Here is a 26,754-nt window from a genome sequence, read left to right on the forward strand (position 1 = left end):
CACGCTCCGTGGGTCGCACAAGCGATCACCGATCCGGAGCCTTCTCCCTCACCCCGTTGCCGTCGAGCCGGTGGAGCCTTCCGATGACTGATTCCCAGCCTTCCTTCGTGTACCCAGAAACCGCCTCCGGGCTGCCTTCCGGGCCGCCCGCCGCCCTGGACCCGGGGTTGCTGGCCGCGCTGGCGGAGGCCGCCGACGCTCTGCCCGATTGGGCAGAGTCGCTCGCCCCCGCGGACCGACTCGACGGCGATCTCGCCCTGGACGAGAGCGAGTTCGCGGTGCTGGACGTGCTGCTGCGGGAGCGCTTCGGCGCCGACCTGGGCGCGCTGCGGGCCGGCCTGGACGTGGCCGGACTGGCCGCGCTGACCGTCGGCGACCTGGCGGAGCTGGTGCGCCGGTGAGCCGCTTCCTGCTGGTGGTGCCCCCGCTGGCCGGGCACGTCAACCCGGCGGCCGGGATCGCGGCGGAGCTGGCCGCGCGCGGCCACCAGGTCGCCTGGACCGGCACCGAGACGATGCTGCGGCCGCTGCTCGGCCCGGACGCCCGGATCTTCGGCACCGGCAACCGGATGTTCCGGGCGATGGGCGGCCACGGCCTGGCCTCGCTGCGCTCGCTCTGGGAGGGCTTCGTCGTCCCGTACGCCAGGTTCACCCTGAAGCCGCTGGACGCGGTGGTGCGGGAGTTCCGGCCGGACGCGCTGCTGGTGGACCAGCACACCCCGGCGGGCGCGCTGGTCGCGCACCGGTACGGGCTGCCGTGGGCGACGCTGGCGCCGGGGGCGATGGAGCTGGGCCGCCCGTACCGGCACCTGCCGCGGGTCGAGGCGTGGACGGCGGGGCTGCTGGCCGGGCTGTGGGAGCGGGCCGGGCTGCCCGCCGGGGAGTTCACCGACCCGCGCCTGTCGCCGCACCTGGTGCTGGCCACCTCCGGGCGGGCGCTGCTCGGCGAGCTGCCGCCGCTGCCGCAACTCGCCGCGGTGGGGCCGGTGCTGACGGCGCGGGCGGCGGATCCGGCGTTCCCGTGGGAGCGGCTGGCGGCCGGGCGGCGCACCGTGCTGGTCACCATGGGGACGATGTCGGACACGGTCGGCGCGGACTTCCTGCACCGCACCGTCGGGGCGCTGGCGCGGCTCGGCGGGGACGGCGTGCAGGCGGTGGTCGCGGCGTCCCGCGGGGCGCTGCCGGCTGCCCTTCCGGACTCCGTCACGGTGGTCGATCGGGCACCCGTGCTGGAGTTGCTGTCCACGGGCCGCTTGGACGCGGTGCTCTGCCATGGTGGGATGAACACCGTGGTCGAGTCGCTGGCGCACGGTGTCCCCGTGCTGGCGGCGCCGATCCGCAACGACCAGCCGTTCGTGGCGCAGCGGGTCGTGGAGGCCGGGGCCGGCCTCCGGGTCCCGTTCGCCCGGGTCAGTCCGCCGGTGATCGCCGAGCGGCTCCGGCGGGTGCTCGACGAGCCCTCCCACCGGGCGGCCGCCGAGTCGATCGGTCGTCAACTGCTGTCCGGCGGCGGGGCGTTGACCGCCGCCGACCGGATGGAAGCGCTGGTCGCCCCCTGATACCGCCTCGCGCCGCCAACCCCCTTCGCCTGCAAGGGGGTTGGCCGCGCGAGCCCCCGCACCCCATCCCAGCCCGGGAGTTCTGGTTGATCGAGACCAAGGGACTTCGCAAGTCCTACCCGTCCGGAAAGCACGGCCGCACCGTCGTCGACGCCGTCCGCGGCATCGACCTGGACGTCCAGGCCGGTGAGATCTTCGGCTTCCTCGGCCCCAACGGCGCCGGGAAGACCACCACCCTGCGCATGCTCGCCACGCTCATCCGCCCGGACGGCGGCGAAGCCCTGATCGCCGGCGCCGACCTGCTGGCCGACCCGGCCGGGGTCCGCCGCCGGATCGGCTACGTCGCCCAGGGCGGCGGCACCGCCGACGCGGTCACCGGGCGGGAGGAGCTGGTCATGCAGGCCCGGATGTACGGCGCCCGCAAGGCCGAGGCCCTGCAGCAGGCCGCGGACGCCCTGAAGGCGTTCGACCTGACCGAGTTCGCCGACCGCCACTGCAGCACCTACTCCGGCGGCCAGCGCCGCCGGGTGGACATCGCCCTCGGGGTGATCCACTCCCCGAAGGTGCTGTTCCTCGACGAGCCGACGGTCGGCCTCGACCCGGCCAGCCGCGGCCAGGTGTGGGCCGAGATCAAGCGGCTGCGCACCGAGGGCATGACGGTGGTGGTGACCACCCACTACCTGGACGAGGCCGACGCGCTCTGCGACCGGGTCGCCATCGTCGACCACGGGCAGGTCGTGGTCGAGGGCACGCCCGAGGCGCTCAAGCGCGAGATCTCCGGCGACGTGGTGCTGCTCGGCCTCACCGCCGGGGACGCCGGACCCGCGGCCGACGCCCTGCGCGGGCAGCCCTCCCTGCACCGGCTGGAGCCGGGCGAGGACGGCCTGCGGCTCTACCTGGACGACGGCGCGGCGGCGATCCCGCAACTGCTGAGCGTCCTGAACGGGGCGGGCATCGTCCCCGGGACGGTGCAGCTCCAGCGGCCGAGCCTGGACGACGTGTTCCTGGCCCGCACCGGCCGCTCCATCGAACAGTCCTGACGAGAAACCCCTGGGGTCCCTTCCGTGAAGCTCGCCCGTGACACCTGGCTGGTCTTCCAGCGGCAAGTGCTGCTGATGTGGCGCACACCGATCTGGATCGTGATCGGCATCACCCAGCCGGTCTTCTACCTGCTGCTGTTCGCCCCGCTGCTGAAGCAGGTGCTGGGGCCGATGGGCGCCACCAGCTACGCCGAGGCGTACCAGATCTACGTCCCCGGCCTGCTGGCGGTGCTCTGCATCTTCGGCGGCCTCTTCACCGGCTTCAGCCTGCTCGGCGAGCTGAAGGCCGGCATCATCGAGCGCTCCCGGGTGACCCCGGTCAGCCGGCTCGCCCTGCTGCTCGGGCGGGCGCTGCGCGAGACGCTCGGCCTGCTCGTCCAGGCGGTCATCATCACCCTGGTCGCGCTGCCGTTCGGCCTGCGGGTCGACCCGGCGAGCCTGCTGCTGGCGTACGTGCTGCTCGGTCTGCTGGCGCTGATGACCTCGGCCATCTCGTACGGCATCGCCCTGGCGCTGCCCAACGACGCCGCGATGGCGCCGGTGGTGAACACCATCGCCCAGCCGATCGGCCTGCTCTCCGGGACGCTGCTGCCGATGGCGCTGGCGCCGATGTGGCTGCAGCGGGCGGCGGAGTGGAACCCCTTCTACTGGGCGGTCGAGGGCATGCGGGCGCTGTTCTCCGGGCACCCCGGGGACAGCGTGGTCTGGCAGGGGCTGCTGATCGTCGCGGTGCTGACGACCGCGGCGGTGTTCTACTCGGCCCGGCTGTTCTCGGCCCGGATCCGGTAGCCGTACCGGGGGGAGCGGGGGGAGGGGCTGCGGCCGCTCCCCCCGCCTTTTGTCGTGCGCTCGGGCCTTTCGCTGTGCGCTCGGGCCTTTCGCTGTGCGCTCGGGCCTTTTGCTGTGCGCTCGGGCCTTTGTCGTGCGCTCGGGCCTTGTCGTGCGTTCAGCTCGCGGCGGCCCGGACGAAGTCGGCCAGCCGGGCCGCTCCGGCCGCGATCCGGTCCTCGTCCAGGGCGCTGATCGACAGCCGCAGCCGGCGCTCGCCGCCGCCGGCCGGGTAGAACGGGGCCATCGGGGTCCAGAGCACCCCGTGGTCGCGGGCGCAGCGTTCCATCGCCGCCTCGTCGGCGGTGAACGGCACCTGGAGCACGGCGAAGAAGCCGCCCTCCGGCTCGTTCCAGGACACCCCGAGCCGGTCGCGTTCGGCCGCCGGGAAGTGCCGCTCCAACTCCCGCAGCAGAACGGCCAGGTTGGCCGCGTAGTGGGCGCGCGCCGGGGCGTTGGCGGCGCGCAGGCGGCAGGCGTGGCGCAGCAGCATGCCGCCGATCACGGCCTGGCTGAGCGCCGGGGTGTTGACCGTCGTCATGCTCTTCAGCTTGGCCAGCTCGTCGGCGAGCAGCGTCGTCCGGCCGTCCGGGGCGAGCACCCGCTGGTCGGCGACCACGTAGCCGAGCCGGGCGCCCGGGAAGCAGGTCTTGGCGAAGGAGCCGAGGTGGACCACCCGGGCGCGGTCCCCGTCCAGGGCCTTCAGGGTGGGGCGTCCGCCCGGCTCGCGGGTGAAGAAGCCGTACGGGTTGTCCTCGATCACCAGCAGGTCCTCTTCGGCCGCCACCTCCAGCAGCCCGGCCCGCGCCCCGACCGGCATGCTGGTGCCGGACGGGTTGGCGAAGTCCGGGACGACGTAGAGCGCGCGCGGGCGGCCGCCGGCCGCCCGGACGGCGCGGGCCGCCGCGCGCACGGCCTCCGGGTCCGGTCCGCCGGCGGGGCCCTCCGGGACGGGGACGGTCGCCAGGTCGAGCAGCCGGGCCGCGCCGGTGACGCCGACGTAGCAGGGCGAGCTGACCAGCAGCACGTCCTCGGGCGTGGCGCACAGGGCGCGCAGCACCAGCAGCATGCCCTCCTGGGCGCCGACCGTGAGCACCAGCGCCTCGGGGTCGGCGTGGATGCCCTCGTCGTTGGCGAGGGTGCGGGCGACCAGGTCGGCGACGATGCCCTTGGTCGGGCCGTACTGGAACAGCGCGGTGCGCACCGCGCTGCGGCTCAGGCCGCGCTCGGCGAGGTGGGCGAGGTAGGTGTCCAGGTAGGTGTGGACGTCCTCGGGTTCGAAGAAGCCCTCGTGCGGGCGGCCGGGGGCGAAGGAGAGCGCGTCCGGGTAGCGCTCGGTGACCTCGTTGAGGAAGGTCATCGCGTCCAGCAGCGGGTCGGCGAGGCTGGCGTGCAGGTCGCCCAGCGGGAGCGTGGCGGTGGCGGTCGTGGCGGCGGTCGTCATCGGAGGGCCTCGCGGAGTCGGGCGGCGGTGGCGGTCGTGGTGGCGGTCGTCATCGGAGGGCCTCGCGGAGTCGGGCGGCGGCGTGGTGCTGGGCGTCGCGGCCGCCGTCGAGGACGCCGGACATGGCGAAGAAGCCGTGCGGCATGCCGTCGTAGCGGCGCAGTTCGACGGGCACTCCGGCGGCGCGCAGGGCTTCGGCGTACTGCTCGCCCTCGTCGCGCAGCGGGTCGTACTCGGCGGTGAGCACGGTGGCGGGCGGCAGGCCGGCCAGCGAGGGGGCGCGCAGCGGGGAGGCCAGCGGGTCGGCGCCGTCGGCCGGGTCGGCCAGGTAGTGGCCCCAGTACCAGGCCACCGAGCGGCGGTTGAACAGCAGCGGGTCGTCGTGCTCGCGGACGGACGGGGTGTCCGCGGCGTGGTCGGTGTTCGGGTAGACCAGCAGCTGGTGGCGGATCGCTGGGCCGCCGCGTTCGCGGGCCAGCAGGGTGAGGGCGGCGGCCAGGTTGCCGCCCGCGCTGTCGCCCGCGACGGCCAACCGGGCCGGGTCGGCGCCCAGTTCGGCGGCGTGCCCGGCGATCCACTCGGCGGCGGCGGCCACGTCGTGCACGGCGGCCGGGAAGGGGTGCTCGGGGGCGAGCCGGTAGCCCGCCGCGACGGTGACGCAGCCGACGGCGTTGGTCAGGCGGCGGCAGATCGCGTCGCCGGTGTCGAGCGAACCGAGGGTCCAGCCGCCGCCGAACAGGTAGAGCAGGACGGGCAGCGGGGCGGTGGCTTCGACGTCGACGTCGACGTCGGCTTCGGCTTCGGCTTCGGCTTCGGCTTCGGCTTCGGCGGCCGGGCGGTAGACCCGCAGTGGCAGCGGGCCGCCGGGGCCCGGGACGGTGAACTCCTCGACGGAGCCGACCGGTTCCGGGTTCCCGGCGGCGGCCCGGATGTCGGCGAGGTCGGCGGCGCGGGCCTCGGCGAGGGTGCGGGTGTAGAGCGGGGGCGTACCGGCTTCGGCGCGCTGTCGGCGCAGGGCCTCGGCCTGGGGGTGCAGTGGCAAGGGAACGTTCCTGGGATCGGGCCGCCGGTCGGCGGCGGCGGGTGGTGACGGTGGATCAGGGGCGCCGGGACCGGGGCGGTGGCCGCCGGTCGGGCCCTACCGGACCACCGCGGTGGGGTCGAGGTCGGCCAGGCGGGGGCGGCCCAGCAGGGCCAGGGTGTCGTCGAGTTCGGCCTTCAGGAGGTCGAGGACGCGAACGACGCCGTTCTCGCCGTCGGCGGCCAGGCCCCACAGGATCGGGCGGCCGATCAGGACGGCCCGGGCGCCGAGGGCGACCGCCAGGGCAACATCCGTGCCCGTCCGTACCCCGCCGTCCAGGAGGACGGGCAGATCCGGCGGTGTCGCGGCGACCACTTCGGGCAGCGCCGAGAGGGTCGGCAGGGCACCGTCGAGCTGGCGGCCGCCGTGGTTGGAGACCACGACGGCGTCGACGCCGTGTTCGGCGGCGAGTCGGGCGTCCTCGGCGGTCAGGATGCCCTTGAGGACGATCGGCAGGCTGCTGCGTTCGCGCAGCCAGGCGAGGTCCGCCCAGGTCAGGGTGGGGTCGAACTGCTCCTTGGCGTGGTCGGCGATGCCCGAGCTGCCCGCGTCGGCCCGGTGGCTGGCGGCCATCAGGGACGGGTCGAGGTTGACGGCGCGGATGTGCGCGGGGACGGCGAAGCCGTTGCGGGCGTCGCGCAGGCGGCGGCCGATCCGGGGGGCGTCGACGGTGAGCACCAGGGCGCGGAAGCCGGCGGCTTCGGCGCGTTCGACCAGGGCGGCGAGGGCGTCGCGGCGGCGCAGCCAGTAGAGCTGCAGCCAGAGCGGGCCGGTGGCGGCTTCGGCGATGGATTCCAGGGTGCGGCTGGCGAAGATACCGGCGACCATGAGCGCTCCGGCGCGGCCGGCGGCGCGGGCGGTGGCGGTCTCGCCCTCGGGGTGGAACAGCTGGTGGTAGGCGACCGGGGCGATGCCGATCGGGGTGCTCAGCGGGCTGCCGAGCAGGGTGAGGCGCTGGTCGGTGGTGGAGACGTCGACCATGGTGCGCGGGCGCAGGCGGGCCTGTTCGAACTGGGCGCGGTTGGCGGCGAGGGTGCGTTCGGCGCCGCTGCCGCCCTGCACGAAGTCCCAGGTTTCGGCGGGGAGTCGGGCGCGGGCCGCGCGTTCGAAGTCCGCCGGTTCCAGTGCTTCCAAGAGTCTGCCTTTCCGGGCAGGCCGCGTGCGGGCCCGCTCCGGCCCGGCAGCGTAGGAGGCCACCCGCCCAATGGTCTAGACCTTGATTCGGCTCGAACGCCTGTGCAATCGTCAGGAAGCCGAACCGACCCCGTTCGTCGTGGACGGCGTCCTTCCAACCTCCCCTTCGTGGAGTGGCGTTGACCGGATCTTCCTCTCCCCCCGCCCAGCCCTGCGGTGCCCCGCACGACTGGGTGGACCGCTACCTGCTGGCCGGCCCCGACGACCAGGAGTGCCTGCGCTTCGGCACTCCCGTGGACCGCGCCACCCTGCGCGCCCTGGTCGCCGAGCAGGCCGGACGGCTGACCGCCGCCGGCCTGGCGCGCGGCGGCACCGCCGCGCTGCGGCTGGCGCCCTCGCTCGGCTACACCGCCGCGCTGCTGGCCTGCTGGCAACTGGGCGCCCAGGCCGTCCTGCTGGACCACCGGCTCACCGACCACGAGGTGGCGCTCGCCGTCGAACGGCTGGCGCCCCAGGTGCTGGTGGAGTCGGCGCACGGCCCCGCGGCGGCGATGCGCGGCTTCGCCGAGACCGACCCGGTGCCGGTGGCCCGGTCGGACGGCCGCCCGGCCGCGACCGGCCACGCCCTGGTGCAGCTGAGCTCGGGCTCGACCGGCCCGGCCAAGGTGATCGCCCGCACCGCCGCCGACCTGCTGCGCGAACTCGACTGCTACGCGCGGCTGGCGGCGTTCCCGAAGGCCGGGGAGCGGGTCGTCCTGCTCTCCTCGATGGTGCACGTCCTCGGCCTGGTCGGCGGGCTGCTCAACAGCCTGCACGCCCGGGTGCCGCTGACCGTGCCCGTCCGGATGACCACCGCGGGCATCCTGGCCGCGGTCGGCGAGGACGACCGGCCGACCACCGTGATCGGCGTCCCGTTCCACGCCGAGCTGCTGGCCGGTGCGGCCGCTCCCCCGCCGCTGCCGCAGCTGCGCCGGATGATCGTGGCGGGCGAGCTGGTCCGCCCCGGGCTGCCCGCCGCCTTCACCGCCCGGTACGGGGTGCCGCTGGGCACCATGTACGGGATGACCGAGCGCGGGGTGATCGCCACCGACCTGGACGGCACCCTGCACCCCGAGGCCGCGCCCGTCCACGGCACGGAGCTGCACGAGGACGGCGGCGAACTGCACATCGCGATGGCCGCCTCCCCGTACCCCGGCCTCGACGACCCGACCCGCTGGTCGGACGGCCGGCTGCACACCCGCGACGCCGGCCGGGTCGACCCGGTGACCGGCCGGGTCACCGTGCTCGGCCGGCGCGACTCCCAGGTCTCGATCGGCGGCCTCAAGGTCGACCTCAACGAGGTCGAGCACACCCTCGCCGCGCTGCCGGAGGTCCGCGAGGCCGTGGTGGTCTTCGCGGACGGCGCCATCGAGGCGTACCTGGCCACCGAGCGCGCCGACACCGACGGGGCCGCCGGGCACGCCGACGCCGACCGGGCGGACGCCGTCCGGGAGGCGCTGATCCGCGAGCTGGCCCCCTTCAAGCGGCCCCGGCAGCTCACCTTCCTCCCGGCGCTGCCCCGCACCGCCACCGGCAAGCTCGTCCGCGACACCGCCGCGCTGCGCGCCACCGCGGCCGCCGCCCCCTGATCCACCGCACCGCCCGCACCGAACCCCGACCCAGCACGAGGAGCACACCATGCAGGAGCGCATCCGCGAGTTCGTCCTCTCGACGCTCGCCGAGATGAACTACGACACCGACGGGGTCACCGGCGACACCGACCTCGGCCCGGCCGGCCTCGACCTCGAGTCGCTGGCGCTCGCCGAGCTGTCGGTCCAGGTCGAGGACGAGTTCGGGATCAAGTTCGACCTGGACGAGCTGGAGACCACCGCGCTGATGACCCTCGACCAGTTCACCGCCGACGTGGCCCGCCGGGTCGCCGCCGGCACCGCCACCGCGGCCACCGCCGGCAGCGCCGCGTGAGCACGCCCGTGCTGCCGGGCCGGGCCGAGGTCGTGCAGATGCTCGCGGCCTTCGGCGGGCGCCCCGAGAACAGCGTGCCCGAGACCCTCGGATCGCTCGAACTCACCTGGCTGACCGCCGAGTTCGAGCAGCGCTACGGCATCGAGCTGGAACTCTCGGACGAGCAGTTCGCGGCCGTCCGCACGGTGGACGACGCCGTCGCGGTGCTGCGCGCGGCCGTCCTCGCCGCCGCCCCGGCCGGGGCCGACGGGGCCGCCCGGTCATGAGTCCCAGCGCACCGCCGGCCGACCGGCCGGTGTTCACCGGCCTCGGGGTGCTCAGCGCCTTCGGCCCCGGTCTCGCCCCGCTGGCGGCCGCCGCCGCCCGGGGCGGGACCGGCTTCGCCGAGGTGACCCGCTTCGACGTCGGCCGGCGCGGCACCCGGCGGGCGGCCCTGCTGCCCGACCCGCCGCCGCTCGCCGACGCGGTGCTCGGCGCCGTCGCCGACGCCTGCCGGCAGGCCGAACTGCCTTCCGGTGCACCGCTGTTGCTCGCCCTGCACAGCGACCTGAACACCCGCGGGACGGCCGGGGAGGTGTCGGCCGGCGCCGTCGCCCTCGGCCTGGCCGGAGTGGCCCGGGTCTACACCGGCGCCTGCGTGGCGGCCGCCACCGCGGTGGCCGACGCGGCCGCCCTGGTCGGCTCCGGCCGCCACCCGCGGGTGGTGGTCGCGGCCGGGCACCTGGTGGAGCCGGGCGTCTTCGCGGCCTTCGACGCGGGCCGGGCCCTGGCCCGGGACGGCGAGCTGCGGCCGTTCAGCACCGGGCGCACCGGCACCCTGCTCGGGGACGCCGCGGTGGCCGTGGTGGTCGAGGCGGCGGACGCCGCCGCCGGGCGCGGCGCCCGTCCGCTGGCCCGGCTGGCGGGCTGGGGCCGCTCCGGGGACGCGCACCACGTGTGCCGTCCGCGGCCCGACGGCGCGGGCGTGGCCCGGGCCGTCCGGTCCGCGCTGGCCCGGGCCGGGGTCGACCCGTCCGGGGTGGACTACGTCAACGCCAACGGCACCGGTTCGCCGATGTCGGACCTGGCGGAGGCGCGGGCGCTGCGCGAGGTGTTCGGCGGCGGTCTGGACAGGCTGCCGGTGAGCTCCAGCAAGTCCGTGCACGGCCACGCCCTGGAGGCTTCCGCGCTGCTCGAACTCGCGGTCACCGTCGGGGCGTTGGGCGACGGTCGGCTCCCGGTCAACGCGGGCTGGCTGGGTCCGGACCCGGAGGTCGGGCTGGACCTGGTGCTGGGCCCCCGCGCGGACGCCCGTCCCCGCTGCGCGCTGAGCCTCAACTCGGCGTTCGGCGGCGCCAACACCGCACTCCTGGTGGCCGCCGCGTGAACCCGCTGCGCACCCTCGCCACCGTCCACTGGCCGCCCGGCGAGCCGCCGCCCCCGCTGCCCGGTTTCTCGGCCTCGACCTTCAACCCGCTGGTCGCGGCCGTCGCCGAGCGCTGCCTGGCGGCGGGCTACGGCGAGCCCGGGGAGCCGCGCCGCACCGGGCTGCTGCTCGCCAGCGCCGGGGGCGACCGCGCCACCGCGCTGGCCATCGACACCGGCGCCGCGGGGCGCCGGATGCCGCCGCTGCTGTTCTTCCAGTCCAATCCGAACGCCGTCCTCGGGCACGTCGCCGCCCGCTGGGGCCTGACCGGCCCGGTCGTCGCGATCAGCCCGCCGGAGGCCGCCGCGCCCGGTGAAGTCCCGCCGGACGCACTGGAGTTGGCCGCGCTGCTGCTGGCCGACGGCGACGCCGACCAGGTCCTGGTGATCGCCGCGGAGCAGGCCGAACCGGCCGGGCGGCCCACCGAACCGTCCGTGCGGCCCGCCGAACCGGCTGCCGGGGAACCCGGCCCGGCCTGCGGCACCGACCGGGCCACCGCCGTCCTGGTCACCGCCCCCTGAGCCGCGCGCCCCCTGAGCCTTTCCGACCCCCGTCCGTACGCGTCCCCGGACGCCGCACCGCACCCGCACGGCCAGCGCCGTGGTCCGTGGGAGGGATCCACACCGTGAGCATCCGCAGTATCCGCAGCCTCCTGGCGAACGACCCGGACGTCGGCGCCGGAAACGTGCTGACCAGCAGGATCGCCCTGGGCATCGGTCTCGACGACCCGCTGCTGACCTTCGACACCGCAGTGGACGGCCACCCCGCCGGGGCGGCGCTCACCCTGCGCGAGGCCGACCGCGCCGTCCGGGCCCGGGCCGCCGCGCTGCACGCCCTCGGCGTCGGCCCGCGGGACGTGGTGGCGGTGTACGCGAGCGCCGCCGCCGACCAGGTGCTGTCGTTCCTGGCGCTGGCCCGGCTCGGCGCGATCCCGGCGCTGCTCAACCCCGGGGTGGAGGGTGAGCGCGCGGCCCGCTACATCGCCCGGCTCGGCGCCGTCGGCCTGCTCGCCGACCCCGCGCACCGGGCCGAACTGGCCGGGCACGACCCGGCGGCCCCGGTGCTCGCCGACGCCGCCGGCCTCGGCTCCGCCGACCCGGACGCGGCGCCCGCCCCGTACCGGCACCACGCGGACGACCCGGTGGCGATCACCCACTCCTCCGGCACCACCGGGATGCCCAAGGCCGTGGTGCACTCGCACGCCAGCCTGTACGCGTCGATCCGGCACCGGGCCGCGCTGCCCCGTCCGCAGGGCATCGACCGGGTGCTCAGCGCGCTGCCCGCCGCGCACGCCGCGACCCTGATCGCGCTCAACCTGGCGCTCAGCTTCGACTCCCGGCTGCACCTGATCTCGCAGCAGACCGGCCCGGCCGTGCTGGACGCGATCGAGCGCTGGCAGCCGCAGAGCGTCTTCGGCTTCGCCACCACCTGGGCCGACCTGGCCCGGCAGGACCTCTCCGCCCGTGACCTGTCCTCGGTCGGCCTGTGGTGGAACACCGGCGACTGCGCGCACGAGGCGCACATCCGCCGCCTGGTCGCCCAGGGCTCGCGGGAGACCGCCACCCGGCAGGGCCGGGTCCGCACCGCCGGGTCGGTGTTCGTCGACGGCCTGGGCTCCTCCGAGATGGGCCACTCGCACTTCCACATCACCCACGCGCCGGGCACCGAGAAGTACGGCCGCTGCGTGGGCCGCCCGCACACCTTCGTCGACTGCGAGGTGGTCGGCCCGGACGGCGAGCCGCTCGGCCCCGGCGAGGTCGGCGAACTCGCCACCGCCTCACCGACGCTGGCGCTCGGCTACTGGAACGACTCGGTCACCACCCACCGCACCCGGCTGCGCGGCCGCTTCCTCACCGGCGACCTGATGTACCGCGACGAGGACGGCTACTACTACCACGTGGACCGGCTGGTGGACGCGGTCGACCTCGGCGGCGGTCGGCGGCTGTACACCGCGATGTCCGAGGAACGGGTGCTGGCCCGCGTCCCCGACGTGCTGGACTGCACCGTGGTCGCCTTCCGCGACGGCGACCGGGCGGTCACCGACGTGCTGCTGCTGCTCGCCGACGGCGCCGACCCGGCCGCCGACCGCACCGCCGAGGTGCTGGCCGCGCTCGACGGGCCCACCGCCGCGACCGTCCGCTCGGTCCTGGTGGTCGGCGACGAGGACCTGCCGCTCGGCCCGACCGGCAAGGTCCGCAAGGTCCTGCTGCGCGAGCGCCACCTCGCCGCGATGACCTCGGCGGCCGCCCGATGACCCGGGTCGGACGGCCGGGCGCCGTCGTCACCGGCATCGGGATGGTCACCTCGCTGGGCCGCAAGCCCGGCGAGGTGTTCGAGGCGCTGACCTCCGGGCTCAGCGGCATCACCGCCGTCCCCGAGGGCCACGTCGCGCACGGCTGGCTGCCCGCCGCCGGGATCGCCCCGCACGTCGACGGCCGCGAGGTGCTGCCGCCGACCGAGACCCGCTGCGTCGACCGCTTCGCGCTGCTGGCCCTGGCCGCCGCGGACGACGCGCTGGCCGACGCCGCCCTGGTGGTCGGCCGCGACGCCGACGCCCGCCGCACCGCCGTGGTGCTGGGCACCGGCGGCGGCGGCCTGGAGACCTACGAGCAGCAGGCGGGCCGCCGCCAGGAGCGCGGCCGCCCCGGCGTCAGCCCGTACCTGCTGCCCGGGATGCTCTCCAACATGGCGACCGCCCGGGTGGCGATCAAGCACGGCATCCGGGGCTTCAGCACCGCGATCGTGACGGCCTGCGCGGCCGGCGCCCAGGCGGTGGCCGAGGGACTGCGGCTGATCCGGGCCGGCGACGCGGACGTGGTGGTGTGCGGCGGGACGGACGCCTCGCTGCACCCGACGATCATCTCCGCCTTCGCCAACGCCCGTGCGCTGTCCCAGGGTTGGGAGGATCCGGCGCAGGCGTCCCGACCGTTCGACGCCCGCCGCAACGGCTTCGTGCTGGGCGACGGCAGCGCCGTCCTGGTCCTGGAGAGCGCCGAGCACGCGGCGGCCCGCGGCGCGAGCGGGTACGCCGAGCTGATCGGCTGGGGCTCCAGCACCGACGCCCACCACCCGACCATGCCCCGCCCCGACGGCGCGGGCGCCGCCGACGCGATGCGCGCCGCCCTCGCCAACGCCGGGCTGGACCCGTCCGACATCGGGTACGTCAACGCGCACGGCACCGGCACCAAGCTCGGCGACATCGCCGAATCGGCCGCGCTGAACGCGGTGTTCGGCGCGCACCGGCCCGCCGTCAGCTCCACCAAGGGCGCCACCGGCCACCTGCTGGGCGCGGCCGGCGCGGTGGAGGCCGCCGTCACCGCGCTGGCCGTGGCCCGCGGCCTGCTCCCGCCGACCCTCAACCTGGACGAGCCCGACCCGGCCTGCGACCTGGACCACGTCCGCGGCGCCGCCCGGCCGGTCCGGCTGCGGGCCGCGCTCAGCAACGCGTTCGCGTTCGGCGGCCACAACACCAGCCTGGTCTTCGGGCCGACGCCGACCGGCACCGCCAAGTAGGCCCCCGCGGCCCGCTCCCTCCGCCTCCGACTCCCCCTCAGGAGCCCCGTCTTGTCGATCCAGACGATCACCCACGTCGAGTACCACTGCGCGGACGCCGCGCGGACCGCCACCGAACTCCAGCGCGGCTTCGGCTTCCGGCGCGACGCCGAGCAGCCGGTGTGGAAGCCCGGGGTGCGGTCCGTCCACCTGCACCAGGGCAGCATCCGGCTGCGGCTGCACTCCAGCGAGAACACCGACCACCCGGTGGCCCGCTACGTCGAACGGCACGGCGAGGGCGTCGCCGTGCTCGCGCTCGGCTGCACCGACCCGCAGGACGCCCTGGAACGGGCCGAACGGCACGGCGCCGAGGTGCTGGACCGGGACGGCGCCCTGGTCGCCGGGTTCGGCGACACCGCGCTGCGGTTCGTCCCGCTGCCGGACGGCGCCCCGGGCCCGGTCGGCGGCGAACTGCTGGACGCCCTCGACCACGTCGCGATCTGCGTGCCCGCCGGGCAGCTCGCCGCGTCCGTCCGGTTCTGCGAGGCCGCGCTCGGCATGCAGCTGATCTTCGGCGAGTACATCGAGGTCGGCGAGCAGGCGATGGACTCCAGCGTGGTGCAGAGCCCCTCCGGGGACGTCACCTTCACCCTGATCGAGCCGGACACCGGCCGCCGGCCCGGCCAGATCGACACCTTCCTCGCCGACCACGACGGCGCGGGCGTCCAGCACCTGGCGCTGCGCACCGGCGACATCGCCACCGCCGTCCGCACCGCCCGCGCGCACGGCGTCGAGTTCCTCACCACCCCCGGCACCTACTACGACGGCCTGGCCGAGCGGCTCGGCGGCACCGCGATCCCGGTGGGGACGCTGCGCGAGCTGGACGTGCTGGTCGACCAGGACCACGGCGGCCAGCTGTTCCAGATCTTCGCCCGCTCGACCCACCCCCGGCGGACCTTCTTCCTGGAGCTGATCGAGCGCCAGGGCGCGGGCACCTTCGGCACCGCCAACATCAAGGCCCTGTACGAGGCCGTCGAGCGCCAGCGCGCCACCGCCTCCGCCTGACCCCGCCCCCGACCACCCCTCCGAGGAGGCACGCCCCGTGACCACCGTGACCGAGTTCGAGCTGACCGCGGCCGAGACCGCCCTGCTGCCCACCCCCGAGGAGGTGGCCGGCTACCGCGAGCACGGCTGGTACCTCTCCGGGAAGCTGTTCACCGACCGGGAGATCGACGCCCTCCAGGCCGCCACCGACGCCTACTACGAGGGCCACCGCGACCGCACCCTCGCCGTCCGGCCGCCGAACCTGGCCGCCTGGGAGCCCGCGCACGGGCCGGTCCAGCGGCACAACGACTACGTGCACCACGAGAGCGACGCGATCGCCGCGATCCTGCGCAAGCCGCTGGTCGGCGCCGTGGCCGCGGTGCTCGCCGGGGCCGAGGAGATCCGGATCTTCCAGTCGACCCTGATCCTCAAGCCGCCGGTGCCCGGCGAGCCCTCCAACCAGGTGCCGTGGCACTTCGACAAGCACTACTGGCACACCTCCACCTCGGAGGACATGCTGACCGCCTTCATCCCGTTCCACGACTGCGGGGTGGAGAACGGCACCATCACCATGGTCGACGGCAGCAACCGCTGGCAGGAGCTCCCCTCCCGGGAGGACGCCACCCGGCACTTCGCCCGGCGCGACCGCTCCGAACTGGAGTCGATCCTCGCCGCCAACGCCGCCCACAACGGCGCCGAGGTCCGCAAGGTCCCGGTGGTCATCCCGAAGGGGCACGTCAGCTTCCACCACTGCCGCACCTACCACGGCAGCGGCGCCAACCTGGCCGACTTCCCGCGCCGGGCGGTCTCGCTGCACCTCCAGGACGGCGCCAACGAGTACCGGCACGCCACCCGCCCGGACGGCACCGCCGCCTCCTACAACCACGACGTGCTGGTCCGCCGCACCGCCGACGGCCGCCCCGACTACGCCGACCCCGAGATCTGCCCGGTGATCTGGCGGGGATCCCGGTGACCCAGCACGACCCGGCCGCCCCGGACACCGCCGTCGGCCCGGACACGCCCGCGGCCCCGGGCACGCCCGCCGACCTGGGTACCCCCGCCGGGCGCTACCGGATGCTGCGGCTGATCCGCGGCTTCGAGGAGCTCGCCCTCGGCCTGGTGAGGTCCAAGGAGATCACCGGCGGCATCCACCCCTACATCGGGCAGGAGGCGGTGGCGGTCGGCGTCTGCGCCGCGCTGCGCCCGCAGGACCGGATCACCTCCACCCACCGGGGCCACGGCCACGTGCTCGCCAAGGGCGCGGCCCCGGACCGGCTGCTGGCCGAACTCCTGGGCCGCACGGGCGGGTTGAACCGGGGCCGGGGCGGCTCGATGCACGCCGCGGACTTCTCGCTCGGCATCCTGGGCGCCAACGGCATGGTCGGCGCGGGCGGCGCGATCGCGGTCGGCGCCGCCTGGGCCGCCCGGCAGGCCGGCGAGGACCGGGTCGCCGTCGCGTTCTTCGGCGACGGCGCGCTCAACCAGGGCGTCCTGCTGGAGTCCTTCAACCTGGCCGCGATGTGGCGGCTGCCGGTGCTGTTCGTCTGCGAGAACAACGGCTACGCCACCACGCTGCCGGCCGCCACCGCGGTCGCCGGCAGCGCCACCGGCCGGGCCGCCGCCTTCGGGATCCCCGCCGCCGAGGTGGACGGGATGGACACCGAGGCCGTCCGCGCGGCGGCCGCCGAGGCCGTCGAGCGGGCGGCGGGCGGCGGCGGCCCCGGCTTCCTCGAGTGCCGCACCTACCGCTTCGAGGGCCACCACACCATGGAACGGCTGATGAGACTGCGCTACCGCACCCCCGAGGAGGTCGCCGACTGGCGCACCCTCGACCCGCTGCCGCGCGCCGCCGCCCTCCTGCCGCCCGGCCTGGCCGGGCAGCTGGACACCTCGGTCGTCCACCAGCTGGACGCCGCACGGGAGTTCGCGCTCGGCTCCGAACACCCTTCGCCGGAAGGCGCGTTGGACCACCTGTACGCGGACGGGCTGCGCCCCAGGGCGGGGGCGTCGGCATGAGGCTCTCCTACACCAAGGCGCTCAACCGGGCGCTCACCGACGCGCTCGCCGCCGACCCGGCGGTCTGCGTGTTCGGCGAGGACATCGGCGCCGGCCTGGCCGGCCCCACCCTCAACCTGCTGGACCGGTTCGGCCCCGGCCGGATCGTCGACACCCCGCTCTCCGAGCAGGCGTTCACCTCGATGGCGATCGGCGCCGCACTGACCGGGCGGCGGCCGGTGATCGAGTTCCAGATCTCCTCGCTGCTGTTCCTGGTCTTCGAGCAACTCGTCAACCAGGCCCACAAGTTCTCGCTGATGACCGGCGGCCAGGCCAGTGTCCCGCTGACCTGCCTGGTACCGGGCTCCGGCTCCCGGGACGGCTGGGCCGGGCAGCACTCCGACCACCCGTACGGCCTGTTCGCGCACGCCGGGGTGAAGACCGTCGTCCCGGCCACCCCCACCGACGCCTACGGGCTGCTGCGCTCGGCGATCGCCGACCCGGACCCGGTGGTGGTGTTCGCCCCGGCCGCCGCCCTGCCGGTGCGGGAGACCGTCACCTGGGAGCTGGCGCCGATCCCGCTCGGCTCGGCCCGGATCCACCGCGAAGGCACCGACGTCACCGTGGTCGCCGTCGGCCACCTGGTGCACGACGCGCTGGCCGTCGCCGAGGAACTCGCCCCCGAGGTCTCGGTCGAGGTGTTCGACCCGCGCACCCTGCACCCCTTCGACTGGACCGCGCTGGCCGCCTCGCTGGAGCGCACCGGTCGGCTGGTCGTCATCGACGACTCCAACCGCAGCTGCGGCATCGGCGCCGAGATCCTCGCCACCGCCGCCGAGGAGATGCGCCTGCTCGCCCCGCCCCGGCGGATCACCCGGCCGGACGGCACCGTACTGCCGTTCGCCCCCGCGCTGGACCGCGCCCTGCAACCGCACCGCGACCAACTCCGGTACGCCATACGCCAGGTGACGAAGCATCAGCTCCACCTCCCGCCGCGCGACGAGGACCCGGCCCGGTGAACCGGCCCGCCGAGACCGGCGCCCTCACCCCCGCGCTGCGCTCCGCCCTGGCCGCGGCCACCGACGACCGGATCTTCTACGACCTGGCCGGGATCGCCGACCGCTACACCGCGCTGCGGGACGAACTGCCGGGCGTCGCCGTCCGGTTCGCCATGAAGGCCTGCCCGGTGGACGAGGTGCTGGCCCACCTGGCCGCGCTCGGCGCCGGCTTCGACGCCGCCAGCCCGCACGAGATCGCCCAGGCGCTGCGCACCGGCGTCCCGGTCGACCGGGTGCACTACGGCAACACCGTCAAGTCGGACCGGGGCATCGCCGAGGCGTACCGCCTGGGCATCCGGGACTTCGCCACCGACAGCCTCCCGGACGTCGCCGCGATCGCCGAACACGCCCCCGGCTCACGGGTGTTCTGCCGGCTCGCCACCAGTGGCGAGGGCGCGCTCTGGGGCCTGAGCCGCAAGTTCGGCTGCTCGGCGGCGGACGCCGTCCGGGTGCTGACCGCCGCCCGGGACGCCGGGCTGTCCCCCGCCGGGCTCTCGGTGCACGTCGGCTCGCAGCAGCTGACCGCCAAGGCGTGGACGGCGGCCTTCGAGCTGCTCGGCGACGTCATGGCCGAGCTCGGCCGCCTCGGCATCCGGCTCGACCACGTCAACCTCGGCGGCGGCCTACCCGCCCTCGGCTACACCGACCGGCACGGCACCGCCCTCGACCCGCCGCTCGACGAGATCTTCCGGGCCGTCCGGCAGGGCGTCGACGAGCTGCGCCACCTGCACGGCGGCGAGCTGGACTTCGTCCTGGAACCCGGCCGCCACCTGGTCGCCGACCAGGGCGCGATCCGGGCCCACGTCTACCGGCTGACCTCCCGCCGGCAGCCGGACGGCGGGCAGGAGAACTGGCTCTACCTGAGCTGCGGGAAGTTCAACGGGCTGTACGAGATGGACCAGGTGCAGTACCGGCTGCTCTTCCCGACCCACCCGGAGCAGGCCGGCGCCCCGGGCCCGGAGCGCGTGCCCGCCGTGGTGGCGGGCCCGACCTGCGACAGCGACGACACCTTCCCGCACGGGGAGGTGTCCGGCCTGGTGCCGGTGCCCCGGGCGGTGGCCTCCGGCGACCCGGTGTGGATCCTCTCCACCGGCGCGTACGCGGTCAGCTACCTCACCCAGGGCTTCAACGGCTTCGACCCGCTGCCGTACACGGTGCTCCCGGCCGGTGACGCTCAGCCGGCGGGACGGCAGAGCAGGATCTGCTTGGGCGAGTCGGCGGTGAACGGGGAGGAGTCGTAGTCCCCGTAGCGGTGCCGGACGTCGAGGCCGGCCAGGCGGCACAGCGCGAGCAGCTCCTCGGGAAGAAGCAGCGCATGCTGACCTTCTTGGTCCGGACGGTGGCGCCCTCGCGCAGGTAGTCGAGGGTGAAGTGGAGCACCTGGGTGGCGGCGTCGTAGCCGGTGGCCGCGCGCACCTCCAGCTCGGTGCCGTCCAGGTCGGTGACCGACTTGTGCCGGTAGGGCGCGTCGGGGCGGCGGGCCAGCTTGGCCGGGGAGGGGTTGAAGACGTCCAGCACCAGCGTGCCGTCCGGGCGCAGCGCGTCCCGGGCCGAGGTGAGGAAGGCGAGCACCGAGTCCAGGTCGTGCAGGTGCTGCATGGCGTTGGTGGCGGAGAAGACCAGGGCGTAGCGGCGGTCGGTGCGGATCGCCCGGCAGTCCTGTTCGAGCCACTGGACGGGCAGGTGCTCGTCGGCGGAGCGGCGGCGGGCCCGGGCCAGCATCGAGGGCGTCACGTCGAGGCCGGTGACGTCGACGCCGGCCCGGGCGATCGGCAGGGTGATCCGGCCGGTGCCGCAGGCGACCTCCAGCACCGGGCCGCCGGCCCGGACGGCCTGGTCGAGGAAGAACGGGATGTCGTGGGTGCGGGTGGCGAACTCCCGGTCGTAGAAGTCGGCGTCGTCGTAGACGGCCAGGTCCTGGAGGGGTTTCATCGGGCGGCCTCCACGGTCGAAACAGTCGGAGCGGACGGAGCAGTCGGGGCGGCCGGAGCGGACGGAGCGGTCGGGGCGAACGGGGCGGCCAGGCTGGTCAGCACGGAGCCGGGCCAGGTGCTCGCGCCGAACGCGGTGGCGGGGACGGCGAGCAGGCCGTGCTCGGCCAGCAGGGCCGGGGCCGGGATGCCGACCGGGAAGAAGTAGTTGCCCGGGCTGGTGCGGGCGGCGGCCGGAACGGCCGCGCGGACCTCGGCCGGGAGGCGGGCGAAGAGCCGTTCGGCGCGGTCGGCCAGCGCGGCGGCGACCTGCCGCGGGGTGTCCGGGTGGTCGGCCAGCAGGCTTTCGGCGAGCCGGAGTTGCTGCTGCGCGGGCGGGTCGCCCCGGAAGGCTTCGGCCGCGGCGGTGTCGTCCGGACCGAGCAGGACGATGCCGAAGCTGCGGGGGTGCAGCCAGCCCTTGGTGACCGAGTGCAGCAGGACGGCCCGGCCGGTCTCCAGCAGCCGCCGGGTGCCGGGGGCGAACGGGGTGTCCAGGTCGTAGACGGCGTCGATCAGCAGGCGGCGGTGCGCGGAGCGCTCCAGCCAGCCGGTCAGCGCGGCGCACTCGGCGTCGGTGAGGTGGCGGCCGAGCGGCTTGCTGGGGTTGGCCAGCAGCAGGTACTCGGGGCGTTCGCCGTCCGGCGGGTCCGACGGCAGGTCGGGGGCGGGCAGGGTCGGGTAGCTGCCGGGGTCGAGGCCGGCGGCGCGGGCCAGGTCGAAGTAGACCGGGTACACGTCGGCGGGCAGCCAGAGCCGGGCGCCGGTGGCGCGCAGGTGCCGGAACAGCAGTGCGAGGCCGTGCCGGACGCCGCGGCCGACCATGGCGCGGCGCGACCACGCCTCGGGCAGGTCGTAGCGGCGCAGCCAGGCGCGGGCCAGGTCGCACCGGTACACCGGGCCGTCGCCGTCGCCGGTCGGCGGTGCGGGGCGCAGCGGGGCGAGGGCCCGGTAGACGTTGGTCTCGGCGGCGTCCAGCAGGGACGGGTCGGCGGCGAGCTGCTGCTGCCGGTACGCCTGGAACTCGTCGAACCTCATGCCGGTGCGCCTTCCTCAGCGGGGCGGGCCGTCGCCGGGCGGCCCGTCACCGGGAGGGCCGTCACCGGGAGGGCCGTCACCGGGAGGGCCCCGGGCCGGAGGATCTCGCTGGCCCGGTCCTCCAGGGAGGCGTAGCAGCGGCCGTCGGCCAGGACGTTCCAGCTGCGGGCGACGCCGTGGGTGCGTTCCCAGAGCAGGCTGGGTTCGGTGTAGGCGGCGATCCGCAGCGGGCGGCCGTCCCAGCTGCCGTCGAAGACCGGGGCGCCCCAGGGCAGGCTGCTGGTCTCGGTGAAGCCGTGCCGTTCGGCGAAGCCGGTGACGACGGAGAGCGAGACCTGGTGGTCGCGGCTCCAGCGGTTGGCGGCGTGGTCGTGGTAGAGCGATTCGGTGCTGGTGGAGACGTAGAGCTCCTTGAAGCAGACCTCCTCCACGCCGTGGGCGACGGCCCAGGACAGGTAGGCGCCGACGCCCTCCTGGTCGGCGACGCCGCCGTGCTGGAGCACGCAGATCAGCCGCAGCCGCAGTCCGGGCCAGCGGTCGCGGCCCGCGCGCCAGGTGTCGGCGACCTCGGCGACCGGGGTGCGCAGCGTCATCAGCCGCTCGCTGGCGTCGTCGTCCTGGTGGTGCCGGGAGACGGCCAGCACGCTCAGTCCGGCGGCGGCCAACCCGGCCAGCCGGTCGGCCCGTTCGGCGGGGGCGAGCTTGGCCAGGGTGTGCGCGTTGCTGATCAGGACGGTCTTGGGGAAGGCGGCGGCGCAGGCGGCGACCAGGCGCAGCTGCTGGTCGAACGGGAGCAGGGTGGGTTCGCCGCCGCCGGTGATCACGGCCCGTTCGGCGCCCGCCGTGCGGCCGTGTTCCAGCCAGGCGGTGACGGTGTCCCACGGGACCCGGGCGGGCGGCTGGTCGCTGGAGATGGAGGCGGCGGAGAAGCAGAACGCGCACTTGGCCTGGCAGGCGGCGGCCACCGGCAGGACCGAGACCGAGCGCGGCCGCAGGTCGGCGTAGGCGGCCAGGTCGGGGTTGAGCCGCAGCGAGGCGGCCATCGCGTCCTCGACGGTGGTCGGGCGCAGGGTGATCCGCCCGTCCGGCTCGGCGGCGGGCTCGTGGACGGCCGCCAGCCGGATCCGGTCCCGGTGCAGTTCCGCGCCGAGGCCGGTGGCGGTGTTGGGCCGCAGCTCGGCGGGGTCGACCTCGGTCTCCAGCACCAGCAGCCGGTCGCCCGGTATCGCCAGCCGCTCCAGCAGGCGGCCCGCCTTGGCGGTGCCGATGCCCAGTTCCGCGCGGGTCAGCAGGTGGAACCGGTCCGGGAAGGTGCTCTCCGGGATGCCGGCCTTGCCGTAGGCGAGCGCGTACTTGTCGAATCCCCGGGCGAAGTTCGACAGCACGATGACGTGGAAGCGCTGGTCGGTGCGGTTCATCCCGCCATCATGCCTCCGACCGCGCCGCCCGGGGAACGGCGTTTTTCCTGCCTGCGCGGCCGCCGGGCCCGCCGCGTCCGCCGAGCCTGCCGCGGGCGCCGTTGCGGGCGCCCGCGGCGGGTGCCGGGTTCCGGCCGGACGTCAGGAGACGTTGACGTTGACGTCGTCCAGCACGAACGAGGTCTGCTTGGTGTAGTCCTCGGTGCCGGTGAACTTCAGCGTCACGCTCCGGCCCGCGTAGGCGGCCAGGTTGACGGTGCGCCGCTGGTAGCCGGCGGCCGCGTCGGTGTTGTTGTAGCCGGCCACGGTGGTGCCGTTGGCGGTGACGGTGAGGGTGTCGAAGACCGTGGTGGCGGAGGAGGCGCTGTCGATGTGCAGCCAGAAGCTGAGGTTGTAACTGCTGCAGCCCGCGGGGAGGGTGACGGTCTGGGCGAGGGTGTCGGTGTTGGCGGCGCCGTAGCCGTCGAGCCAGGCGTCGTAGCTGCCGCTGTGGGCGGGCTCGCTGGAGCTGGAGTTGATGGTGCTGCTGCCGCCGCTGTTGGTCTCGGTCCAGCCGGAGGTGGAGCCGGTCTCGAAGCCGGGGTTGGTGATCAGCTGGGCGGCGGTGCAGCCGGTGCCGCCGCCGGCCGGGTTGACCGTCCAGGTGAAGGCGGCGGTGGCGGACGGGCCGGTGGAGTCGGTGGCCTTGGCGGTGACGCTGTAGCTGCCCGCGGTGGTCGGGGTGCCGCTGATCAGGCCGGTGGTGGCGTTGACGGTCAGTCCGGCGGGCAGGCCGGTGGCCGAGTAGGCGAGGGTGCCGCCGGCGGTGTCGGTGGCGGCGAGCTGCAGGCTGGTGGCGGTGCCGGCGGTGGCGGTGCGGGTGCCGGGGTTGGTGAGCGAGACGCTGCCGGTGGTGCCGCCGCCGCTGCCCTGGGCGAGCCAAGCGGTGGCGTTCAGGGCGAGGGCGGCGTCGGTGCCGGCCGGGTCGTCCCAGCCGTTGTAGAGGGTGTTGCCGGACTGGCCGGTGCCGTCGTCGATCGGCGAGGAGTCGCCCCAGATGGCGACCCGGCCGCTGCCGAAGGCGGAGGTGGCGAAGGCGGCGCCGGTGCTGCCGCTGTAGCCGGTGCGGTAGAGCAGGCCCTTGACGTCGGGGTTGTCGGCGGGCTTGAGGGTGAAGGTGGTGCCGTTGCGGATGATCGAGCCGGTGACCTTCCCGAACGGGCCGTTGAGCACCGGGTCGGTGCTGTCGGTGATGGCGCGCGGGTTGTCGGTGGTGATGTTCAGCAGGTCGACGGAGAAGCCGAACGGGTCGGTGCTGTCGACGCTGTTGGTGGTGAGCAGGTCGTTGATGACGGCCGGGGAGTCCCAGCCGTCGTTGTTGCGGTCGCTCTGGGTGTGGTCGGAGATCAGGAACAGGCCGCCGCCGTTCTGGACGAACTTCATCACGGCGGTCTTCTCGGCGTCGCTGAGCCGGATGTTGGGCTCGGGCAGCACGAACTCGTCGAAGTTGGCGAGGTCGAGCGCGCCGCCGGTGCCGTAGGTGATGGTGTTGCCGGCCGGGAGGATCTTGAGGCTGTAGTTTCCGGTCTTCTGCAGGGCGACGCCCCAGGCGGAGATGGCGCCGGTCCAGGAGGTCTCGGTGCCGGGGTTGGCGTTCTGGGCGAGCGGGTCGGGCTGGCTGGTGGAGATGATCCAGTCCGCGTTGCCGGCGGTCTCGCCCTTGGTGTTGTCGAACAGCACCCGCTTGGGGGTGGCGGCGGCCGCGGTGGCGGTGGTCGCCGCGGCCGCGCCGGGCGACGGGACGGTCGCGGCCATGGCGGCGAGCACCAGGCCGGTCGCGGCGAGGGCGGCCGGACGGGCGGCCTTCGAAGCCCTGATCATCTGTTGATCTCCTCGTACCGTGGTTGGGGGCGTCACTGGGGTGCACTACGCGCGTAGGCACCACACGTGCAGGTGCCGGTGCACCCGGGTGCTACGCGCGTAGGTGCGCGGGACACCGTCCCATGGTGGGGTAATCGGAGCTTGAACGGAACACGTCGAGTCGGCGCGGTGTCAGCTGACGCGGAATCAACACGTCCCGGAGCGACGGGGCGCGGACGGCGGAGTGCCCGCCGCGGGTGCTCAGGCACACCTGCGACGGGCACTCCTGGGGCGGCCGGTCCACCAACCGTCCGCCCCGGCTAGGCCCTGTCCGGTCGGTCTTGTCGGATCGGCGCGCGGCGGTGGGCGCCCGGCTGGGAGTGCCGGCCCGACGCCCTCGTACTGGATGTACTTGGGTGTTGGGCCGGTGCTTCCAGGCGGGATGCCCGGCGTCGTGCGCCCGGCAAGATCGGCCGGACAGGGGCTCGGGGAGCGGCCGGGTCAGCCGGCCGCGGTGAGGCGGAAGGACTGGGCCGGGCCGCCGGTGCAGGCCCACTGCTGGAGGCGGGCGCCGTCGGCGGTGGAGACGTCGGTGACGTCCAGGCACTTGCCGCTGTTGCGGTTGACCAGCGTCCAGCTGCCGTCGGCCTGCCGGACCGGCTTGAACTGCTGGTTCGCGCCGCCGGACCACTGCCAGGTCTGGAGCTCGGCCCCGTCGGCGGTGGCCGCCCCGGTGACGTCCAGCACCTGGGCGGCCGCGGCGGCGTTGCGGTTGGTGACCCGGTAGTAGCCGCTGTCGGTGGGGGTGAACTGCCACTGCTGGTTGGCGCCGGTGCCGCAGGCCCACTGCTGGACGGCGGTGCCGTTGGCGGTGCCCCAGCCGGTGGCGTCCACGCACTTGCCGGAGTTGGCGTTGGCCAGCGCGTACCAGGCCGCGCTGTCGACCGTGCCGCCCGTGCCGCCGCCGCCGGTGGGCGCGCCGGGCCAGCTGAAGGTGGCGACCGCGCCGGCCGGGAGGTCGTAGACCAGGGAGCGGCCGCCGTCGCTGATCGAGAAGTGCTGGGAGCCGCCGGTGGCGTTGAGCACCACGGCGCCGCGCGAGCCGTCCGGGTTCAGGAAGGCGACGTCCTGCAGGCCGCCGCTGCCCTGGCTGGTGGAGCCGATCCGGTGGGCGCCCGGCCGGACGAACTTGGAGACGTGCCCGAGCACGTAGTACTCGGCGTTCTTGCGGTACGTGCCGCCGCTGACCTCCAGCACGCCGTTGCAGGTGGTGGAGCAGTTGCCGTACTGCGGGCCGCCGTTGGCGTCCAGCGCGACGTTCCACAGCACGGCGGTGCGGCCGCCGCTGCGCAGGTTGCGGATGACCAGGTTCTCGGTCTGCCACTTCAGGGTGTTGGCGAAGGTCTGCGCGGGGGTCGCCGAGTCGGTGCCGGTGCACTCGGTGAAGAACACCGCCTTTCCGGTGGCCGCCACCTGCTGCTCGGCCTCCGGCTGCCCGCCGTAGCAGTGGAACGCGGCGCCCTTGAGCCGGGCCACCGAGGCGTCCTGGGAGAGCACGCCCAGCGGGAAGGCGGTGTCGTCCCAGTTGTGGTCGTACGCGTAGAGCTCGGTGGGCAGACCGGCCGCGGTCAGCTTCGCGTCCAACACCTTGACGAAGTCGGCCTGCTGGGCGGACGTCATCCCGGTGGAGGGGTAAGTGGTCTGGAACTTCGGCTCGTTGGCCACCGTCAGGTCGCTGATCGGGGCACCGGCCGCGCCGTACGCCTGGACCGCCTTGACCAGGTAGTCGGCGAAGTCGCCGTAGTTCTCCGGCTTCAGGCTGCCGCCGTTCAGCGAGTTCGAGGTCTTCATCCAGGCGGGCGGCGACCACGGGGTGCCCATGATCCGGATGTTCGGGTTGACCGCGCGGGCCTGGGTGATCGCGGGCAGGATCTCCTGCTGGTCGCGGGCGATCGAGAACGCTCCCCTGGTGTCCTCGTACGAGTAGAACGGCAGGTGGGAGACGAAGTCGGAGGCGCCGAGCGGCTGGCGCAGGTAGTTCAGGCCGATGCCGCCGCCCGCGGTGGAGAACAGGTCGTTCATCAGGGCGGCCCGGGTGGTGGCCGACAGGCCCGCCACCAGGTGCGCGGAGGACTCGGTGAACGCGGCGCCGAAGCCGACCAGCGGCTGCTGCACGTCGGCCGCGTTGATCGAGATGTCCTGGGCCTGCGGGGAGGTGGCGGAGAACGCGACGGGCGCGGCCTGGGCCAGCCGGCTGCTGCCGTCGGCGGTGGTGATCCAGACCTGGGCGGTGGTGTCGGCGGCCCGGGCGGCCGTCCCGCCGACGGTGGCCAGGCCGGCGGCGGCCAGGGCGAGCGCCACGGCGGCGCGGGCGGAGCGGTGCGGTCCGTGCATGGGGCGGCTCCTCGGGTGGGGGTCCTGCGGTGGGGGCGGGGGTGCGGGGGGCGG

At 75.1% G+C, this 26,754-nt stretch carries 24 protein-coding genes; 16 read left to right on the top strand and 8 right to left on the bottom strand.

The features are described 5' to 3' along the window. Positions 1-83 precede the first annotated feature (83 nt). From EDD39_RS26685 to EDD39_RS26700, 4 genes are all read left to right on the top strand, one after another. Positions 84-401: a hypothetical protein gene (locus tag EDD39_RS26685; protein ID WP_148089534.1), complete on the top strand. Its 318-nt coding sequence runs from the start codon at positions 84-86 to the stop codon at positions 399-401. Further along, positions 398-1,558, top strand: a complete 1,161-nt coding sequence (locus tag EDD39_RS26690) for a glycosyltransferase (RefSeq protein ID WP_123560988.1) — start codon at positions 398-400, stop codon at positions 1,556-1,558. The genes EDD39_RS26685 and EDD39_RS26690 overlap by 4 nt, the downstream gene beginning before the upstream one ends. An 86-nt stretch (positions 1,559-1,644) precedes the next feature. Beyond that, positions 1,645-2,598 carry an ATP-binding cassette domain-containing protein gene (locus tag EDD39_RS26695; RefSeq protein ID WP_123560990.1) on the top strand — a complete coding sequence of 318 codons (954 nt, stop codon included), beginning with the start codon at positions 1,645-1,647 and terminating at the stop codon, positions 2,596-2,598. A 24-nt stretch (positions 2,599-2,622) separates the two neighbouring features. Then, a complete protein-coding gene (locus EDD39_RS26700; RefSeq protein WP_030463839.1) occupies positions 2,623-3,387 on the top strand; it encodes an ABC transporter permease in 765 nt (254 codons plus the stop codon). Positions 3,388-3,544: 157 nt separating this feature from the next. Here EDD39_RS26700 and EDD39_RS26705 read toward each other — a convergent pair whose 3' ends face one another. The 3 genes from EDD39_RS26705 to EDD39_RS26715 all read right to left on the bottom strand — a co-directional run bounded on the left by EDD39_RS26705 (position 3,545) and on the right by EDD39_RS26715 (position 7,085). Continuing rightward, a complete protein-coding gene (locus EDD39_RS26705; protein ID WP_123560992.1) occupies positions 3,545-4,870 on the bottom strand; it encodes an aminotransferase-like domain-containing protein in 1,326 nt (441 codons plus the stop codon). A 49-nt stretch (positions 4,871-4,919) separates the two neighbouring features. Next, positions 4,920-5,912, bottom strand: coding sequence for an alpha/beta hydrolase (locus tag EDD39_RS26710; RefSeq protein WP_123560994.1), 993 nt, complete (start codon positions 5,910-5,912; stop codon positions 4,920-4,922). 96 nt (positions 5,913-6,008) lie between these two features. After that, a complete protein-coding gene (locus EDD39_RS26715) occupies positions 6,009-7,085 on the bottom strand; it encodes an alpha-hydroxy acid oxidase (RefSeq protein ID WP_123560996.1) in 1,077 nt (358 codons plus the stop codon). A gap of 173 nt (positions 7,086-7,258) precedes the next feature. Here EDD39_RS26715 and EDD39_RS26720 point away from each other — a divergent pair, with 173 nt between their 5' ends. From EDD39_RS26720 to EDD39_RS26775, 12 genes are all read left to right on the top strand, one after another. Continuing rightward, positions 7,259-8,713, top strand: a complete 1,455-nt coding sequence (locus EDD39_RS26720; RefSeq protein ID WP_123560998.1) for a class I adenylate-forming enzyme family protein — start codon at positions 7,259-7,261, stop codon at positions 8,711-8,713. Positions 8,714-8,762: 49 nt separating this feature from the next. Continuing rightward, a complete protein-coding gene (locus EDD39_RS26725; RefSeq protein WP_123561000.1) occupies positions 8,763-9,047 on the top strand; it encodes an acyl carrier protein in 285 nt (94 codons plus the stop codon). Further along, positions 9,044-9,313, top strand: coding sequence for an acyl carrier protein (locus tag EDD39_RS26730; RefSeq protein WP_208765661.1), 270 nt, complete (start codon positions 9,044-9,046; stop codon positions 9,311-9,313). The genes EDD39_RS26725 and EDD39_RS26730 overlap by 4 nt, the downstream gene beginning before the upstream one ends. Further along, a complete protein-coding gene (locus EDD39_RS26735; protein WP_123561002.1) occupies positions 9,310-10,413 on the top strand; it encodes a beta-ketoacyl synthase N-terminal-like domain-containing protein in 1,104 nt (367 codons plus the stop codon). The genes EDD39_RS26730 and EDD39_RS26735 overlap by 4 nt, the downstream gene beginning before the upstream one ends. Beyond that, a complete protein-coding gene (locus EDD39_RS26740) occupies positions 10,410-10,973 on the top strand; it encodes a beta-ketoacyl synthase N-terminal-like domain-containing protein (RefSeq protein ID WP_208765662.1) in 564 nt (187 codons plus the stop codon). The genes EDD39_RS26735 and EDD39_RS26740 overlap by 4 nt, the downstream gene beginning before the upstream one ends. Before the next feature lie 104 nt (positions 10,974-11,077). Beyond that, positions 11,078-12,706 carry a class I adenylate-forming enzyme family protein gene (locus tag EDD39_RS26745; RefSeq protein WP_123561004.1) on the top strand — a complete coding sequence of 543 codons (1,629 nt, stop codon included), beginning with the start codon at positions 11,078-11,080 and terminating at the stop codon, positions 12,704-12,706. Next, positions 12,703-13,965 (top strand): beta-ketoacyl-[acyl-carrier-protein] synthase family protein, encoded by a 1,263-nt coding sequence (locus tag EDD39_RS26750; protein WP_123561006.1) that lies wholly within the window; start codon positions 12,703-12,705, stop codon positions 13,963-13,965. The genes EDD39_RS26745 and EDD39_RS26750 overlap by 4 nt, the downstream gene beginning before the upstream one ends. A 51-nt stretch (positions 13,966-14,016) precedes the next feature. Beyond that, entirely contained in the window at positions 14,017-15,009 is a 993-nt protein-coding gene (gene hppD, locus EDD39_RS26755; RefSeq protein ID WP_123561008.1) for a 4-hydroxyphenylpyruvate dioxygenase, read from the top strand. A 37-nt stretch (positions 15,010-15,046) separates the two neighbouring features. After that, entirely contained in the window at positions 15,047-15,961 is a 915-nt protein-coding gene (locus EDD39_RS26760) for a phytanoyl-CoA dioxygenase family protein (protein WP_123561010.1), read from the top strand. Then, complete coding sequence (locus EDD39_RS26765) at positions 15,958-17,004, top strand: thiamine pyrophosphate-dependent dehydrogenase E1 component subunit alpha (RefSeq protein WP_244257312.1); 1,047 nt, start codon at positions 15,958-15,960, stop codon at positions 17,002-17,004. Before EDD39_RS26760 ends, EDD39_RS26765 begins: the two co-directional genes overlap by 4 nt. Then, a complete protein-coding gene (locus EDD39_RS26770) occupies positions 17,001-18,002 on the top strand; it encodes an alpha-ketoacid dehydrogenase subunit beta (protein ID WP_123561012.1) in 1,002 nt (333 codons plus the stop codon). The genes EDD39_RS26765 and EDD39_RS26770 overlap by 4 nt, the downstream gene beginning before the upstream one ends. Further along, positions 17,999-19,282: a type III PLP-dependent enzyme gene (locus EDD39_RS26775; RefSeq protein ID WP_123561013.1), complete on the top strand. Its 1,284-nt coding sequence runs from the start codon at positions 17,999-18,001 to the stop codon at positions 19,280-19,282. The genes EDD39_RS26770 and EDD39_RS26775 overlap by 4 nt, the downstream gene beginning before the upstream one ends. Here EDD39_RS26775 and EDD39_RS26780 read toward each other — a convergent pair. From EDD39_RS26780 to EDD39_RS26800, 5 genes are all read right to left on the bottom strand, one after another. Then, positions 19,167-19,973: a class I SAM-dependent methyltransferase gene (locus EDD39_RS26780; protein ID WP_123561016.1), complete on the bottom strand. Its 807-nt coding sequence runs from the start codon at positions 19,971-19,973 to the stop codon at positions 19,167-19,169. The genes EDD39_RS26775 and EDD39_RS26780 overlap by 116 nt on opposite strands. Beyond that, positions 19,970-21,049, bottom strand: a complete 1,080-nt coding sequence (locus EDD39_RS26785) for an aminotransferase class I/II-fold pyridoxal phosphate-dependent enzyme (protein WP_123561018.1) — start codon at positions 21,047-21,049, stop codon at positions 19,970-19,972. The genes EDD39_RS26780 and EDD39_RS26785 overlap by 4 nt, the downstream gene beginning before the upstream one ends. Beyond that, the gene (locus tag EDD39_RS26790) at positions 21,046-22,467 is read right to left on the bottom strand and encodes a radical SAM family protein (protein ID WP_123561020.1); all 1,422 of its coding nucleotides are present in this window, start codon (positions 22,465-22,467) and stop codon (positions 21,046-21,048) included. The genes EDD39_RS26785 and EDD39_RS26790 overlap by 4 nt, the downstream gene beginning before the upstream one ends. Before the next feature lie 141 nt (positions 22,468-22,608). Beyond that, positions 22,609-24,327, bottom strand: coding sequence for a putative Ig domain-containing protein (locus EDD39_RS26795; RefSeq protein ID WP_123561022.1), 1,719 nt, complete (start codon positions 24,325-24,327; stop codon positions 22,609-22,611). Positions 24,328-24,807: 480 nt separating this feature from the next. Beyond that, positions 24,808-26,700 carry an RICIN domain-containing protein gene (locus EDD39_RS26800; RefSeq protein ID WP_123561024.1) on the bottom strand — a complete coding sequence of 631 codons (1,893 nt, stop codon included), beginning with the start codon at positions 26,698-26,700 and terminating at the stop codon, positions 24,808-24,810. Positions 26,701-26,754 lie beyond the last annotated feature (54 nt).

It is taken from the genome of Kitasatospora cineracea (assembly GCF_003751605.1).
In the GTDB taxonomy this organism is placed as follows: domain Bacteria; phylum Actinomycetota; class Actinomycetes; order Streptomycetales; family Streptomycetaceae; genus Kitasatospora; species Kitasatospora cineracea.